Source organism: Peribacillus sp. YIM B13481, assembly GCF_042787985.1.
Taxonomy (GTDB): Bacteria; Bacillota; Bacilli; order Bacillales; family DSM-1321; genus Peribacillus; species Peribacillus simplex_A.
Window position 1 is genome coordinate 93,278 of sequence record NZ_JBHZPE010000003.1, and the last position, 15,539, is coordinate 108,816.

Sequence of the window (15,539 nt, forward strand, 5' to 3'; positions counted from 1 at the left end):
CTTTTTACTTTTTTCATCATTTCGTCTATAGTTTTAATTAAAGAAACAGGAATTTTAGAAGCTTAAGATTCATTGGAAAGTGGGGAAGGCATTGGGATTTAAAGAGGATTATTTGTTTTGGGAAACCACAAGGGAATTGTCGGCCCATTATGATTATCGAATGATCACTGTCACGGAAAACCATCAGGAGATTTGGCTTGAGAGCGATAAGAATAAGGAGTTTCCAGTCATCAGGCTCATTCGACATGATTTGGATTGGGCTAATTGGCTGAAACGTGATATCGACCGAACACTGCAGAATGGGGAAAGAATCAGGAGGAAATTATACAAAAAGCCCATAGACATACTAAGCATCTATGTTAGTAAATTTGCCCCAGTCGATGATCATGACTTTAGTTTACAGGTGGCTTCCTTTAAAAAAACGAATGTTAACACGTTTATTCTTACTTGTGAATCATTTCATGATTCGTTGCAAAACCTTGAGCATGTTTTGAAGAAACCACTTTCAATTCAAGTTCTTAAAGAAAATGAAATAGATGAGGAAAAGGTTCTCGCAGTAAAGAAAGACGCCATCTCGGAGTCAGTCAAAAAGGCTAAGGCTGAGCAGAAAGTATTTCAAAATGCAAATAAGCCATTCTTTACATATATATTCATAGCGATACAAATAGCTATGTTCATCTTGATGGAGTTTAATGGAGGCAGCACCAACTCCAAGACTTTGATTGAGTTTGGCGCTAAATATTCCCCTTATATCATACAAGGGGAATGGTGGCGGTTCTTTACACCGATGATCATCCATATTGGGTTCATTCATTTACTGATGAATACATTTTCATTGTATTTGATTGGTGCTGAAGTAGAAAGGATTTACGGTAATGCCAGGTTCCTTTTTATCTATATATTCGCAGGTTTCGCCGGAACTCTAGGCAGCTTCATCATGACCCCGAATCTTTCGGCAGGGGCGAGCGGCGCCATTTTTGGCTGTTTTGGGGCCCTTCTGTACTTTGGCATCGTCTATCCAAAATTATTCATGCGCTCGATGGGCTCAACGGTGATCGCGTTAATTATCATTAACCTGATATATGGTTTCACCGTTTCGGGAATTGACAATGCAGGGCATATCGGAGGGTTGGTTGGCGGGTTCTTGGCTGCTGGAGTGGTCCATCTGCCAAAAACCAGGAATCTCTTTCGGCAGCTGGCTTTTTTAATAGGAACTGCGATACTGACCTATGGCATGCTTCAATTTGGTTTTAAACATCAGAGCAATGCAGCTATAGATGATAATACCATGGCCATGCTAGCCCAAAAGTACATTGATGATGCAGAAGAAGATAAAGCAGAAGAGATGTTATTCAATTATGTGGATGAAAACCCAGATGCACCACTATCGCTTTTTATGCTTGGGAATTTATCTTTTGATAAAGACGACTTATACAAAGCAAGGGATTATTATGAAAAAGCGATTGAAAGTAATCCGGATTTGCATGGAGCGCATTACAATCTGGCCTTAGTCTACATGAAGCTCGAATCATTCGACAAAGCTAAGGAGCAAGCTGAAAAGGCTATTGAGCTAGCCCCGGATAAAAAGTCATATATTAAACTGTTGGCAGAAATTGAAAAGCGATTATAACTTTTGACGTAGCATGATTGGGGTACCGTCTTTCAGGGTAAACAAGACAAGTATTTCACCCTGATTCTTCGCCATAAGCAATTGGGGGATGGTGCTTCCTTGTGGACTCACAGTGGATCCATCCTCCTTTTTAATGCCTAACACATAATTTTTATAAAGCCCCTCCCATAGCTTTCCCACAATTTCTTCCCGTTTGAATTGGGGGAAGGCGGAAAGCCATTGATTTTTTTTTGAGGGCAGGTCCGTCAATGAGATGATATTGTACTGATCCAGATTAACTTGAAATGCTTGACCTGCTTTCTCCAAACCATTTTGAACCGTTTGATCAGTCAAACCGTCCAGCGTTTTTTTCCATTGAATCTGTTCTTCTGAAAGGGGACGATGGAAATATTGAAAAACTGGTGACGTTACTGTATAAAGTTTGTCTTTACTGAGCTGCTGTGCACTGGTGAAAATTGTGTCAGCCGGATGAACCTCGGCATAATGAAATGTTACCGCTTCGTAACGCCCGCTCTCCCTTTCTTTAGATTCCGCTTTTTGAGAGAGTTCTTGTTTATTTTGCCGCCAATTTTTTAAAGCTCCGGCCAATTTTCCATTTTTGTATAAGAGCGATACGTCCTGACGTAAATAAGCAGGCTGGTCCAACGCAGAATTCACCTTCCAAGTGATGGAATAGGTGGAACCCCCGGTACCCTTCGGTGTAAGGTGGGTGGAAGCATGTTCAAAATGGAGCGAGGAATCGATGGGAAAAAAAATAATGGTTTCCTCTGCCTGTCTATTATTTGCAAAGTAAAGGATGACAAAAAGGGTGGTTAAGACTAAAAAGACGGTATACTTCAATTGTAGTTTCATTTTTCCCCTCCGTTTTCACGTACGATGAATGATTTTAAAAAATATTAAGTTGTTCCAAATTTTTAAATCAAATCGAGAGAGTCCTCATTAGGCGTTCACATTCTGATATTTCATCATATGAATAGAGTTGGACATGTATGAGGGGGATGGGTAAAATTATCAAAAGAGGAAATGCACGCTTGTTGTAAAGAGGCTGATTCGATATACTTTCCTATATAAAAGACTAAAGAGGCTAACTATGAAAACATATTATGATCTTCAACAATACTTGAAAAGATTCGGTACATTTATTTATATTGGTGATCGGCTAGCCGAGCTTGAACTGATGGAAGCTGAAATCAGGGAAATCCACCGTATGCAGATGATGGATACGAAAGATTATCAAATGGCAATCCTTTTAATTAGGCAGCAATTGTCTCTTGAAAGGGAAAAAAAGAAAAAAAAATGATAAAAAAGGTGAGAATGATGGAAAAGTGGCTGATGGGTGTAGATTTAGGCGGTACAACTACCAAACTGGCTCTGATCAATTCATACGGAGAGATTATTCATAAATGGGAAATCAGCACGGACATCTCCGAAAAGGGCAAATTCATTACGATTAACATAGCAAAAGCGATTGATGCGAAGCTCGTGGAACTTAATGAACCGAAGAGTAAGATAGTTGGGATAGGAATGGGTGCCCCCGGCCCTGTGAATTTTGTAAGTGGTTCCATATATGAAGCCGTCAATCTAGGCTGGAAAGATTATCCTTTAAAAGATTTATTGGAAGTGGAGACATCTCTCCCTGCGGTGATCGATAATGATGCCAATATGGCAGCTTTGGGAGAAATGTGGAAAGGTGCGGGTAATGGCGCCAAAGACCTCGTTTGTGTCACTTTAGGTACGGGTGTAGGCGGCGGGATCATCCATAATGGGCAAATTGTCCATGGTATTAGTGGTGCTGCTGGAGAAGTGGGCCATATAACGGTCATAACAGACGGCGGGGCGCCGTGCAATTGCGGCAAGACAGGTTGTTTGGAAACGGTCGCTTCAGCAACGGGAATCGTCCGTATGGCTTTAGAGGCCTTGGATAATGCCGATGAAAAGTCAATGCTTCAGCAGAAAGTCGACGAGGGAAATGTGGTTACTTCCAAATTGTTATTCCAATGCGCTGCAGCAGGTGATCCTTTGTCCACGGCTGTGGTAGATAAGGTAGGCAATTACCTAGGGTTAGCACTATCACATGTTGGGAATGTGATGAATCCAGATAAAATCGTCATTGGCGGGGGCGTTTCACAAGCGGGGGACATTCTGCTTGATACTGTCCGTTCTGCCTTTGGAAAGTATGCATTCAAACGGGTTAGTAAATCAACGAAAATCAGCCTGGCAACACTAGGCAATGATGCAGGGGTAATAGGTGCAGCCTGGCTTATCAAAAGCCAATTGAATACTTGATCCGTTGCGTGGCCCTGTGGCAAACAGGGGTATAAGAAAAGTAGATGTAATTTTCAGACAGTTTAACAACTTTAAGGGGCAGGTCCAATCGTTCCTGATTTTGCATTGCGGGAGAGAAGAACCATGACCCATGATTGAAACGCTCTGGTTCATAGCGCCAGCGCTTCTTCAATGAGGAGGGACCAGGAGTGAAAAGGGTCTTCAAAAATCAAGGATACTCATTGTTTTGGGTCCTATTAATATCGCTTTGGCTTAAAACATACATTGCTTATAAAACGAGTTTTGAGATAGATATTGAAAATTGGGTCCAGGAGTTCATATTATTCATCAATCCGGTCAGTTTCCTATTACTTACCCTTAGCGTAAATATATTTTTAAAAGAAAAAAGGCGGACAGCATACTTATTGATCATGAGTTTTTTCATCACCCTTGTCCTGTTTGCCAACCTTGTTTTTTTTCGCTTTTTCAATGACTTTTTAACCATTCCCGTTCTTTTTCAAACGAGCAATATGAGCGACCTTGGAAGCAGTGTACATGAATTGATCAATCTGAGTGACCTTTTGTATTTTGCCGATATTATTTTCTTGATGCTTTTGGTCAAATACAAACCGAAAATATTCCACGATCGTTCATACAATCCAGAGGATCGTAAATTCTTAGTGTTAATGACTTTGGGAGTGACATTCTTTAATTTAGCTTTAGCGGAAGCGGAGCGTCCTGAACTCCTGACACGAACGTTTGACCGCGAAATCCTCGTTAAGAATATTGGTACGTACCATTATCATCTCTATGATGCAATATTACAGACGAAATCATCAGCTCAACGCGCCCTTGCGGATGGCAGTGAATTGGCGGAAATTGAAAATTATATCCGTTCCAATCAAAAAGCGGTTAATGATGATCTATATGGTCTGGCAAAAGGCAAAAATGTGATTCTTGTATCATTGGAATCCACTCAAAGCTTTGTCATCAATAAAACAGTGAACGGGGAAGAAATCACTCCTTTTCTGAATGAATTCATTAAAGAGAGCTATTATTTCAATAACTTTTATCACCAAACTGGCCAGGGGAAAACATCTGATTCAGAATTCATTATTGAGAATTCCCTTTATCCTTTAGGTAGAGGTGCAGTATTTTTCACGCATTCCCAAAATGAATACAAAGCCACCCCCGAAATCTTAACGGAAAAAGGTTACTATACGGCTTCCTTGCATGCCAATAATAAAAGCTTTTGGAATCGTGACATGATGTACGATTCTCTTGGGTACCAGCGGTTTTATGATAGTGATGAATACAAGGTCTCTGAAAGGAATTCCATCAATTGGGGTTTGAATGATAAATCGTTCTTCAAGCAATCAATTGCTCACTTGAAGGGGATGCCGGAGCCTTTTTATGCCAAATTCATAACGTTAACCAATCATTTCCCATTCACTTTGAATGAAGCAGACCGATCATTGGAACCATACGATTCAAATTCCAAAACCTTGAATCGGTATTTTCCGACCGTACGTTATACGGACGAAGCCTTGGAACGATTTATCGGCGATTTGAAACGCGATGGAATATATGAGAATTCGATTATTGTACTATATGGGGACCATTATGGTATTTCGGAAAATCATAACTCTGCCATGAGCCAGTTCCTGGGTAAGGAAATCACGCCGTTCGAATCCATCCAACTTCAGCGTGTCCCGCTGATCATACATGTCCCCGGACAGAAGGGAAAAACGATTTCCACCGTTTCCGGCCAAATTGATGTAAGGCCGACACTCCTGCATTTATTGGGCGTTGAAAATGATGATTATATCGAATTCGGCAAAGATTTATTTTCCGAAGAGAAAATAGAATTCACCGTTCTTCGCGATAGCAGCTTCATCACGAAGGATCATCTGTATACGATGGATACCTGCTATGATAAAAAGACCGGAACGGCGACGGACAAGAGTCCATGTGAGAAGTATTTAGAAAAGGCGAAGCAGGAACTTAATTACTCCGATAAAATAATATATGGCGACTTGCTTCGATTTTATGAGCAACGTTGAAAATGGAAACCTGGCTAATCCAGGTTTTTTTGTTTTTGTGAGGAGAATCGGCACCATTAAAGGAGGATCACCATTCAATTTGAAACACGGGAGACTTCCTGAACATCTTTCGGCCTTTCGTTTCATAAAGATTAAACAATGAAAGGGGCGGAGGCTGAATGAAAGTCGTAAGCAGAAGCGGGGACGATTTGGCATATTATAGTCAATTGTTCCAAATTCCACGTGTCTTGATTGAGGATGCAAATCCCTCCATTACGGGAGGGATTTTGCCAAATGGCATGGAGGTGCAAATACCGGGGTTCGTTATTCAAGAAGAGTCCCGGCTAGATATCGATTTTTCCGATATCGCTTTACAGTCTCAATTGCCAATCGATGCGATATTGTTGTTGAATCAAGGTGAACAAAAACCATTTTCCGTACCCGTCAGAGTCATGCATCCCATGCTTGTCACCGAAAAGCCATATGATTATCAAACACTTCTTGACGACCTTGATATTCTTTCTTTTCATTATCCCTTCATAAAAGTTGAATCGATTGGGAGGAGTGTATTAGGAAAAGAACTTCATGAGGTGAGGGTCGGTAAAGGTGATAAGCTCATACATTATAATGGTTCATTTCATGCAAATGAATGGATCACATCGGCGGTCTTGATGAAATGGCTGAATGATTTGCTGTTGGCAGTAACGAATGATCGTACATTATGCGGAATGGATTGTATGCCTTTCTATCGGGAAGTTACTATTTCGATGGTTCCAATGGTGAATCCTGATGGAGTCGAGCTAGTCCTAAAGGGGGAGGAGGCGGCAGAGGGGAAATTTGATGTATTAAAAATGAATAATGGTAATCCTGCCTTTTATGCTTGGAAAGCCAATATCCGTGGTGTAGACCTGAATAATCAATATCCGGCCAATTGGGAGATTGAAAAGCAAAGGAAAATTCCTAAAGCCCCTGCTCCGAGGGATTATCCAGGAGAGACCGCTTTATCAGAGCCAGAAGCATTGGCCATGAAGGAGCTGGCAAAAAGACGGAATTTTGAAAGAGTGCTAGCACTTCACACACAGGGAAAGGAATTTTATTGGGGATATGAAGGACATGAACCTGAACAGGCGGCGAATGTTGCAAGGGAGTTTGAGGAGCGCAGCGGATATCGGGCGGTTCAATACATTGACAGCCATGCTGGGTATAAAGATTGGTTCATTCAGGAATTTAAACGTGGCGGGTTCACAATTGAGCTGGGAAAAGGCATCAATCCACTTCCCTTATCCCATTTACCTGGTATATATAAAGATACCGTTAAGATTTTGATGGCAGGCTTGTATATGTGATGACATTTTTCTAATATACTTCCAAAAAAATACAAGGTAATTAATCGCCACTTTTTCTCTTTTTTACTTTATAATGAAAGTCGTAAGGGTTCGATTGGTAATCCTTACTCTCTTTCTAATGTCTCGCTCACATATGCCAGGCGTTTATTTTTGAAGTGGGAGGTGTGTGGGGATTAAAGTATCAAAAGCAGCACTTTGTATGCGGCTTTCCATCTGTAAGATGTTGTGTTTCATCCCATTATTTATCTCCACTATCCTTCTTATCACGGCTTGTGAGCCTTCCAAGGACCTTAGTAAACCCGTAAATGATACGGAAAAAGAACACTCCCAATCTAAACTGGAAACTTCAGTAAGCAATTTAAAGGTCCCGACTGCAGAAACGGAAAAAATCGAAGCCATTTATGGATGGCTGGATTCTAAAACCATTTTATATTCTGTGAAGCGGGATGGTAGTAAAATATCCCAGTTGATGGCATGGAATTTGGAGACGAATGACACTTCCGTTTTCTATCAGCCGGCTTTTGCGTTTTCCGAAGTATCAATCAGTCCGTCTGGTACGCATATTTTGGTATCGTCCTTCACATCTTCGGGGAAAGCATCAATCACAATACTTGATAAAACAGGAAATCCGCTTTATTCGGTTTCAATCCCAGCTTATGAATTAGCTTATGAGTGGAATTCATATCAAGATGGCATGTTGTTTTTATCGAGTTTTTATGAAGACTGGACATACAGCAGCTATGTGTTGAATCCAGATGATCAAACGATGGAAACATTGGACTTTCCGCAGCCCTTTGCACAATGGGCAGGCGAAAAGGAATTGATGTTTCTCGATTGGGATAAGGAAGAACCTGCTTTGACGGCTCCCTTAGAAAGAAAGGCGCTGAATGGTGACGGGGCGGACAGCCTTATGCTCGATGTCATTCACTTTAAAAAAATGAAACAAGCGCTGATGACGATTCAAGTGGAGACAGAAAAACAAGATCGGGGTACATATGCCTTTTATGATTCAACAAACAAGCCGATCCACTCTTTTTCCGTGCCACTATTGAAAAGCTTTTCAGATTGGGTGATTCCATCTTATGATATCATTGAAAAAAATAAGGAATTCATAACGTTTATTCCTAATGAATCAAAAGATGCAGACCAATATGAGGGAAGGTTTACCTTAACTAAATTTAATTGGGCAAAAGGCACACAAGAAGAATTGATGAAGGACATGGAAAATGAACCATTAAGCTGTTCGCTTGATGGCAACCTCTGCTTATATGGATATCAATTTGAGAAAATGATTGATATGAAAACCCATCAAATACAAAGATTGTTCAAACAAACATAATGACCTAAATACAAAAGCTCGCCGGATGGCGAGCTTTTTCTTTAATGGGCAACAGGAAAACCGCTGTTGATGACAGTCATGACAGTGAACCAGCCAAACACGACTGCACTGCCGGCTGCAAAAATGAATCCTAAGAAGTTTCTCTTTTTTAATGTGGTAAATACAGCTGCCAGCCCTAAGATAGCCACAAGTCCGAAAACAACCATTAATATCATATCAAAACCCCCTTTTTCGTAATGAATACCTAATCTCTAATAATATACCCAGAGAATAAAGCAACTACCAAAAATATGTAGAAAAGATTGCATTTGTTAATATCTTAATATTTTTTTAATTATTTGTCGAGGTTTAAAAGGTGATACTTCTATGACTTGAGTAAACTGGATTAACATTAGTGCGTGAATTGGTGTAAGATGTAGATAGAAAATCATATTGGAGTGATGGAAATGAAATGGACACAAATTCCTCTAGGACCGCTGCAAACGAATTGTTATGTAGTTTCCAATGGACAGGATTGCATCATTTTCGATCCGGGTGAAGAGCCTCAGAAAATCATACAGTACATACAGACAAAAAAATTAAAGCCTTTAGCGATTTTATTGACACATGCACATTTTGACCATATCGGTGCCCTTGATGCTATTCGGGATTATTATGAGATCCCAGCATATATTCACGAAAAAGAGGCTAAGTGGCTGCTTGATCCCGCTTTGAATGGTTCCCAAAACTGGTTCCCTGAAAATCCAATGCGAATGAAGCCTGCCGATCATATCCTGGCAAATGAGCAGGAACTTACTATTGGTGGATTCACTTTTGAAGTATTCGAAACCCCCGGACACTCTCCAGGGAGCGTTTCGTATTATGTGAAGGAGGAACGTCTCCTCTTTTCAGGGGACGTCTTGTTCCAGGGAAGCGTTGGCAGAACTGATTTAATAGGCGGAAGCGAGGCAGTGCTGTTGAAAAGCATTGATACGAAGCTGCTGACACTTCCTGATGATGCCATCGTTTTTCCCGGTCATGGGCCTGTCACGACCATTTTAGATGAAAAGAATACCAATCCCTTTTTGAGATAATGACTATTACAGGTGCCATAGATGGCACCTGTTTTATTTTAAATTCTTATAATGTAAAAATATTGAAATGGATCATTTCCGGGACTATACTGAATATAAAAAACATTTTGTCTCTTTTCGTGATTTGGGAATGGCGGGTGATGAAGAGGCTCACGGGAATTTAAGGGCCTTCCTGGGAGTGGAATATTTCTTACTTTGAAAATGCCTATTTTAAAGGGGAAACATTCATTGATAATGCTGCACCTTTTATGAACGTTGTCATGAAAAATTGAACATTTTATGAACTTTAAATATATATATGAATTAATAGAGACGGAGGCATTGTGTTGAAAGATCACTTGAAGGAATTGATTGCAATCAGCCCCCAAAAGGGAATTTCCTATCATGATTATATGGATGCTGTTTTGTATACACCAAATATAGGCTACTATGTGCGTCAAAAAAAGAAGATTGGCTCAAAAGGGGATTTTTATACGTCCGGTAATGTTGGGGATGCATTTGGGAGGTCACTGGCCAGATGGTTCGTTTATTTGATAAAAATGTGCGGAGTATCGCCAAGAATCATCGAAGTAGGCGCAGGAGACGGTAAGTTGGCTTATGATATCCTCGTTTTCATTAAAGAAACGGAACCGCTGATATGGGAATCTCTGACTTATATCCTTGTGGATGGCAGTCCGTATCACAGAAAGATTCAGCAAGAACGTGTGGGGATGTTCAAACAGGCAGTTTCTGCTGCCAGTTTAGAAAGTTGGACGAGTGTAAATGGAATCGTCTTTTCAAACGAACTTTTCGATGCTTTGCCTGTACATGTCATTGAAAAGTATGACGGGGCCCTTGTAGAGATATTCGTCACTGAAAAGGAAGGCGATTTGGTGGAAGTGAGGGAACCATTGGTCAACCCTGACATACTCTCTTACCTTACAGAACGGACTATCACGCTAATTGAAAAACAACGATACGAAGTTCCGCTAAAAATGGTCCAGGAATATGAGAAGATCGTTTCCCGTATCGAATCAGGTATTCTCCTTACAATAGATTATGGTTATACCGAAAGGGAATGGAAGGAGCCAGCTCATCTTCAAGGGAGCTTGAGGGGCTATTATCAGCATGAAATGATTAAAGATCCACTTATGTATCCAGGTGATATGGATTTGACGACACATATCCATTTTGACACATTAATTGAAATTGGAAAAGGAAGGGGATTTTCCGATAAGGGGCTTTATATTCAAAATGAATTCCTGCTTAAAACAGGGATCCTTGAGGAATTGAAGGACCACAAAGAGACTGATCCATTTTCCGAGACGGCGAAGCGTAACCGTGCAATTCGGGGGCTAATCTTTCCAGGGGGATATAGTGAACATTTCAGAGTGCTGCTTCAATCGAAGAATTTAGCTGAAGAAGCAAGGATCCTTCCTGAATGAGGACAGTAAAAACCCATGAATTCAAAATTCATGGGTTATGTAATATTGCTTGTTCTTAATGGGCAGTACCCGGAGTCATCATAAATACGCTCCAGTAGGAAAATCCTGCAAAGAAAACGGTAAGATAGGCGCTGAAAACATAAATATACATGCGCTCAGATAATTTCAAATAACTTAAAAGTACAAAAAAGCCGGTTTGTGCAAAGAAAAGTAAAGACGTTTGATGCATATGGCCAAGATAAAAGAAAATTGCCATAATCCCTGTCCAAAATCCACATACTCTGAACATGCGTTCCATCCGAATCCCTCCTTATGTCTAGTCGTGTACATTCTAAATAATTATAAATGAAATTGTAAGGTAATGTAAAGGATGCCTTTTGTTTCTATGTGAGAACCGATGCCTGATAAGAGCACGTTGTGCAATTAGACATCATATTTTCTAATTCCACAATATTGACATTGTCAAACAAGGCTTCGAACATACCTTTTAAAAATGAATTGTGCATGGAACAGATTGTACCTGGCTCTACTTCGGTAACTTCCTTAAATGGGCAATTGAAGATACGAAAGTATATTTTATTTTCTTCTTCGCTAGCTTGTATTTCGGGTGATAACCCAGCAATGGTGGCAGCATTTTTAAGCATGTTGACTCTTTCCGCAAAAGCAAGTCTATCAATCGGCGTTGAGTTCAATGCTAGTTGCTGATTGATCAATTCCTCTCCGAATACTTTTCCCGTTTCATAAAGAGCTTGTTTTCCTTGTTCCCCTAATTTCATCATCGTCTGGATTGCAATCCTTGAAAGCAGTTGATAGTCCCTATATGGAAAATGAAGCTGAATGACTTTATCAGACAAACGATAAAGTCTGCTAGGGCGACCGCCTTTCCCCGTCTTACGGGCATCAGATGTCAACAAATCCACATCCTCCAGTTTTGACAAATGTAGACGGGCAACATTTGGATGGATTTTAAAGGAATCGGCGATTTGCTGTACGGATACATCCCCATGATTGTCCACAATATGTTGGTATATATAATATCTGGTGGGATCTGCTAACACGTTTGTTATTTTTAACGTTTGTTCCATTATTTCCTCCTGCGGTTCCATAGTTTAACTATGTTCATTATAATGCAGGCAGAAAAAAATGGAATAAAAGATATGGCAAACTCCTCTTAGTTTAAAAAAAATTCACAATTTAAACGGTCTTATAAGGTAAATAGATGTACAATAATTATACAAATGTTATACAATTGTTATAAATATTATAAATATATACAAAATGTGAACGGGGAGGATTAGTATGGAACAGTTAACTTTCTTTTCGTACCCAAGTTGTACATCTTGCCGAAAAACAAAAAAATGGTTAAAAGCCAATCATGTTTCCTTCGATGAGCGACATTTATTCAGAGAGACTCCAACAGAAGCAGAATTAAAAAGAATTCTTGAATTGACAACGGAAGGACTTGATGAAGTCTTAGCAACAAGAAGTGAAGCTTACAAAAGCTTACATGTTAATATTGACGAAATGATGCTTTCTGATGTCATCCAATTATTAACAAAAGAACCGAAGTTATTAAGAAGGCCCATCCTCATCGACGGGAAAAAACTGGTGATTGGTCATAATGAGGACGCATTAAGAAATTTGGTTTCACAAAGGCTTGATTTAAAAATGAGCATGTAAATCGATTCTCGAAATTTTTTCGAGGATTTTTTTATTCTTAAGCAGGAATTTGTCGTGGATTGTCGAATTCATCCACAAGAAACATAGGAGGTGATGAATGTTTTGATATCGATTGAAAAGACCGCAGAAAAAATACTTACCAGTGCCATACGGTCATCGGCTTCGGATATCCACATTTTTTTTCGCAGGGAGGGGCCCCTCATCCAATTCAGGATAGACAATAAGCTCGTTCCTCAGGAAACCATATCATTCTTTGAAGCTGAAAGGCTGATAGCCCATTTGAAGTTCCTTGCCGCAATGGATATAGGCGAGAAAAGGAGGCCACAGAGTGGTGCTATCACCATCAATTTGGCTAACCAAGTGGTTGGACTCCGCCTTTCCACTTTACCCACTGCCTATCTTGAAAGCTTGGTCATCCGCTTAATACCCCAACAGAATATCCTTCCTCTAGAACAGTTATCCTTATTTCCAAACACCGTTCAAAAATTGATTGCACTTTTGAAGCATTCCCATGGCATGCTCATATTTACCGGTCCAACCGGAAGTGGAAAAACCACCACACTATATTCCCTACTTCATCATGCCCATGAGATGATCAATCGAAATATCATTTCACTTGAAGATCCCATTGAAAATGTATCCGAAAAGGTACTGCAAGTCCAAATCAATGAAAAGGCAGGCATTACTTATTCTGTCGGACTAAAAGCTGTGCTAAGGCATGATCCCGATGTGATCATGGTCATTGCCTAAAAAATGCTGTTTTATTAGGGTTTACAGCTTTTCAATCTTAGGCTTGACCACATTTTGACCACATTAGACTTTTCTTGCTCTTTTTGAGAAGACGTCAGCCACGTCTGATTGTAAGTCTAAAGAGACATGAGAATACGTATCGAGTGTGATTTTTATTGACGAGTGACCTAAGCGATCAGAAACAATTTTAGGGTTTACACCTAACTCTAATAAAAGGGAGGCATGAGTATGTCGAAGATCATGGAACCTAATTTTGGGTGAACCAGATCTTTCGATATAACGACCAAAGATTCTGTTTAAGCTGGATGGTCTAAAAATAACGCCATCTTCATGACAAAAGATTAATTGTTGGTCATTGTAAGAATCACTGAGTTTTAACTTCATCTCATTGTTTTTAATGACTTGTTCCTTTAAAATAGAGATTAGGAAATCATCAACAGCCACATTTCTATGAGAAGAAGGTGTTTTCAGCTCCCCAAGTTGAACACCTTTTTTTGTTTCTGAAACACTCTTGGATATCCTTATTCGTTTTTTCTCCCAATCAATATCATCCTTCGTCAATGCTAAAAGTTCTCCTTTACGAATTCCTGTATAAGCTGCAGTAACAAAAATTCTGTAATAAAACGTATGATGGTTTTTTACTACCTTCAAAAAGTGTTCTAATTCATCGAAGCTCCAGGTCACAACTTTTCTTTTTTGTTCCCTGACCAAAGAAAGATTGTTAAAAGGGTTTTTATTAATTAACTCTAAGTTAACAGCATGGTTAATAATGAGTTTGGTTATCGAATACACTTTATGAGCGGTATTTTCATTTAGTGATTCAAGTAACTTTCCAGAAAACACTTGTGCATGAATAGGTTTTAGTTCCTGAACCTTATACATTCCTATAAGAGGGCCTATCCAGTTCCTTATTTTGTTTTCGTATTGTTCGGCAGTGGTATCTCTTAATTGATGACGATAACTTTTGAGCCATTCCTCTGCAAATTCCCCTAACAATATTTCTTTGGGAGCAATCCATTCGCCTTTGTTCAACTCATAAACCAGTTGATTAAGTGCGTTTTCAGCTTCTTTTTTTGTCTTGAATCCACTTTTAGTCTTTTGCTTTCTAGTTCCTGTAATTGGATCTTTTCCAACATCAACGGTATAACTCCACTTATTTCCCCTCTTGCGGACATAACCTTTCACTTTTGAACAACTCCTTTTTGGTTTGTCCCGACAAGAAAGTTTGCTTTTGTTTCAATAATCACACCGGCAGGAAGCTCTGGAACATAGATGATATTTTTCAACGAACGACACCCCGTATACTAAAATTAAATGAGAACACAAATAGGAACGTATGTTTGTAATTCGATACTACTTTAGTATACTATAGCTAACGTAAACGCGGGGTATTTTTTCCTAGAGACCAAACTTTTTATGACAATAATCGACAAGTGAAAAATGGGAACAAAAAAACGGGTGAAGATAGCCCGAAATTTAGTCTTTTTCGTAAGCCTTTACTATCTTCGCCCATTGTTCTATCTGTTTTGGTGTAATGCCCTGTTCTTCCATTTTCTTACCTAAGATAATCCATTCTGCTCCAGCTTCTTTTAATTCTTCCGATGGTTCTTGTATTTTGTTGTTTATTAATTGTTTTGGATCTACAGATAAAATTTCTGCTATCTTGCCGAGCGTTTCTAAACTTAATGGTGTTTTTTCGTTTTCTAACTTTGAGATATAGGATTTAGTTACTCCTAATTTATAGCCTAATTCATCTTGGCTTAGGCTTCTTAATTTTCGGTATAGTTTTATTTTTTCTCCATACCCATTCATTAACATTCACCCCTTTAAGTCAACGATAACTCCACCCTTTATTATGTCTAAAATTGAGCAATACATCAACTTTAATTTTCAGCACAAAAGTTAATTAGGATTATTTACTATTTACTTGTTGACTTATAATTCAACTTCCGTGTATACTATGTGTAATAGTTGAATTATAAAGAAACAT

16 protein-coding genes are annotated in these 15,539 nt (G+C 39.4%); 10 read left to right on the forward strand and 6 right to left on the reverse strand.

The genetic code is table 11. The features are described 5' to 3' along the window. The first annotated feature begins 91 nt into the window (after window positions 1–91). On the forward strand, window positions 92–1,630 hold the full coding sequence (locus tag ACFX4X_RS03375; RefSeq protein ID WP_377381542.1) for a rhomboid family intramembrane serine protease: 1,539 nt from the start codon (window positions 92–94) through the stop codon (window positions 1,628–1,630). Here ACFX4X_RS03375 and ACFX4X_RS03380 read toward each other — a convergent pair. Next, a complete protein-coding gene (locus ACFX4X_RS03380; RefSeq protein WP_377381544.1) occupies window positions 1,625–2,482 on the reverse strand; it encodes a hypothetical protein in 858 nt (285 codons plus the stop codon). The genes ACFX4X_RS03375 and ACFX4X_RS03380 overlap by 6 nt on opposite strands. 238 nt (window positions 2,483–2,720) lie before the next feature. On the opposite strand from ACFX4X_RS03380, the gene ACFX4X_RS03385 reads away from it, so the two are divergent. The 5 genes from ACFX4X_RS03385 to ACFX4X_RS03405 all read left to right on the forward strand — a co-directional run bounded on the left by ACFX4X_RS03385 (window position 2,721) and on the right by ACFX4X_RS03405 (window position 8,622). Continuing rightward, window positions 2,721–2,930, forward strand: coding sequence for a YqgQ family protein (locus ACFX4X_RS03385; protein ID WP_061464059.1), 210 nt, complete (start codon window positions 2,721–2,723; stop codon window positions 2,928–2,930). A gap of 14 nt (window positions 2,931–2,944) precedes the next feature. After that, window positions 2,945–3,916 carry an ROK family glucokinase gene (locus ACFX4X_RS03390; RefSeq protein ID WP_377381854.1) on the forward strand — a complete coding sequence of 324 codons (972 nt, stop codon included), beginning with the start codon at window positions 2,945–2,947 and terminating at the stop codon, window positions 3,914–3,916. Window positions 3,917–4,104: 188 nt separating this feature from the next. After that, window positions 4,105–5,958 (forward strand): LTA synthase family protein, encoded by a 1,854-nt coding sequence (locus tag ACFX4X_RS03395; protein WP_377381547.1) that lies wholly within the window; start codon window positions 4,105–4,107, stop codon window positions 5,956–5,958. Between the two features lie 158 nt (window positions 5,959–6,116). Then, a complete protein-coding gene (locus tag ACFX4X_RS03400; protein ID WP_089361513.1) occupies window positions 6,117–7,283 on the forward strand; it encodes a M14 family metallopeptidase in 1,167 nt (388 codons plus the stop codon). Window positions 7,284–7,449: 166 nt separating this feature from the next. Continuing rightward, window positions 7,450–8,622, forward strand: coding sequence for a YqgU-like beta propeller domain-containing protein (locus tag ACFX4X_RS03405; protein WP_284470229.1), 1,173 nt, complete (start codon window positions 7,450–7,452; stop codon window positions 8,620–8,622). A gap of 41 nt (window positions 8,623–8,663) precedes the next feature. Here ACFX4X_RS03405 and ACFX4X_RS03410 read toward each other — a convergent pair whose 3' ends face one another. Continuing rightward, window positions 8,664–8,837, reverse strand: a complete 174-nt coding sequence (locus ACFX4X_RS03410) for a DUF2759 domain-containing protein (protein ID WP_081108857.1) — start codon at window positions 8,835–8,837, stop codon at window positions 8,664–8,666. Between the two features lie 231 nt (window positions 8,838–9,068). Between ACFX4X_RS03410 and ACFX4X_RS03415 the strand changes: the two genes are divergently transcribed. Then, window positions 9,069–9,695: an MBL fold metallo-hydrolase gene (locus ACFX4X_RS03415; protein ID WP_061464054.1), complete on the forward strand. Its 627-nt coding sequence runs from the start codon at window positions 9,069–9,071 to the stop codon at window positions 9,693–9,695. 326 nt (window positions 9,696–10,021) lie between these two features. Beyond that, entirely contained in the window at window positions 10,022–11,119 is a 1,098-nt protein-coding gene (locus ACFX4X_RS03420; protein ID WP_284470231.1) for a class I SAM-dependent methyltransferase, read from the forward strand. A 55-nt stretch (window positions 11,120–11,174) separates the two neighbouring features. Here the strand turns inward: ACFX4X_RS03420 and ACFX4X_RS03425 are convergent, their stop codons facing one another. Both ACFX4X_RS03425 and ACFX4X_RS25520 read right to left on the reverse strand, forming a co-directional pair. Next, a complete protein-coding gene (locus ACFX4X_RS03425) occupies window positions 11,175–11,417 on the reverse strand; it encodes a DUF2626 domain-containing protein (RefSeq protein ID WP_377381553.1) in 243 nt (80 codons plus the stop codon). A gap of 85 nt (window positions 11,418–11,502) precedes the next feature. Next, window positions 11,503–12,204 (reverse strand): helix-turn-helix transcriptional regulator, encoded by a 702-nt coding sequence (locus ACFX4X_RS25520; RefSeq protein WP_061464052.1) that lies wholly within the window; start codon window positions 12,202–12,204, stop codon window positions 11,503–11,505. Window positions 12,205–12,418: 214 nt separating this feature from the next. Between ACFX4X_RS25520 and ACFX4X_RS03440 the strand changes: the two genes are divergently transcribed. Together ACFX4X_RS03440 and ACFX4X_RS03445 are read left to right on the forward strand one after the other, a co-directional pair. After that, window positions 12,419–12,799 carry a Spx/MgsR family RNA polymerase-binding regulatory protein gene (locus ACFX4X_RS03440; RefSeq protein WP_061464051.1) on the forward strand — a complete coding sequence of 127 codons (381 nt, stop codon included), beginning with the start codon at window positions 12,419–12,421 and terminating at the stop codon, window positions 12,797–12,799. Window positions 12,800–12,892: 93 nt separating this feature from the next. After that, complete coding sequence (locus ACFX4X_RS03445; RefSeq protein WP_377381556.1) at window positions 12,893–13,549, forward strand: ATPase, T2SS/T4P/T4SS family; 657 nt, start codon at window positions 12,893–12,895, stop codon at window positions 13,547–13,549. Between the two features lie 63 nt (window positions 13,550–13,612). Here ACFX4X_RS03445 and ACFX4X_RS03450 read toward each other — a convergent pair whose 3' ends face one another. Both ACFX4X_RS03450 and ACFX4X_RS03455 read right to left on the reverse strand, forming a co-directional pair. After that, entirely contained in the window at window positions 13,613–14,734 is a 1,122-nt protein-coding gene (locus ACFX4X_RS03450; protein ID WP_377381558.1) for a site-specific integrase, read from the reverse strand. 291 nt (window positions 14,735–15,025) lie between these two features. Then, entirely contained in the window at window positions 15,026–15,361 is a 336-nt protein-coding gene (locus ACFX4X_RS03455; RefSeq protein ID WP_377381561.1) for a helix-turn-helix domain-containing protein, read from the reverse strand. Between the last annotated feature and the right edge of the window lie 178 nt (window positions 15,362–15,539).

Excerpts from the sequence above, each read along its gene's own strand:
- ACFX4X_RS03380 (WP_377381544.1), bottom strand. The coding sequence starts at position 2,482 with ATGAAACTACAATTGAAGTATACCGTCTTTTTAGTCTTAACCACCCTT.
- ACFX4X_RS03385 (WP_061464059.1), top strand. The coding sequence starts at position 2,721 with ATGAAAACATATTATGATCTTCAACAATACTTGAAAAGATTCGGTACA.
- ACFX4X_RS03390 (WP_377381854.1), top strand. The coding sequence starts at position 2,945 with ATGATGGAAAAGTGGCTGATGGGTGTAGATTTAGGCGGTACAACTACC.
- ACFX4X_RS03400 (WP_089361513.1), top strand. The coding sequence starts at position 6,117 with ATGAAAGTCGTAAGCAGAAGCGGGGACGATTTGGCATATTATAGTCAA.
- ACFX4X_RS03410 (WP_081108857.1), bottom strand. The coding sequence starts at position 8,837 with ATGATATTAATGGTTGTTTTCGGACTTGTGGCTATCTTAGGGCTGGCA.
- ACFX4X_RS03415 (WP_061464054.1), top strand. The coding sequence starts at position 9,069 with ATGAAATGGACACAAATTCCTCTAGGACCGCTGCAAACGAATTGTTAT.
- ACFX4X_RS03425 (WP_377381553.1), bottom strand. The coding sequence starts at position 11,417 with ATGGAACGCATGTTCAGAGTATGTGGATTTTGGACAGGGATTATGGCA.
- ACFX4X_RS25520 (WP_061464052.1), bottom strand. The coding sequence starts at position 12,204 with ATGGAACAAACGTTAAAAATAACAAACGTGTTAGCAGATCCCACCAGA.
- ACFX4X_RS03440 (WP_061464051.1), top strand. The coding sequence starts at position 12,419 with ATGGAACAGTTAACTTTCTTTTCGTACCCAAGTTGTACATCTTGCCGA.
- ACFX4X_RS03445 (WP_377381556.1), top strand. The coding sequence starts at position 12,893 with ATGAATGTTTTGATATCGATTGAAAAGACCGCAGAAAAAATACTTACC.
- ACFX4X_RS03455 (WP_377381561.1), bottom strand. The coding sequence starts at position 15,361 with ATGAATGGGTATGGAGAAAAAATAAAACTATACCGAAAATTAAGAAGC.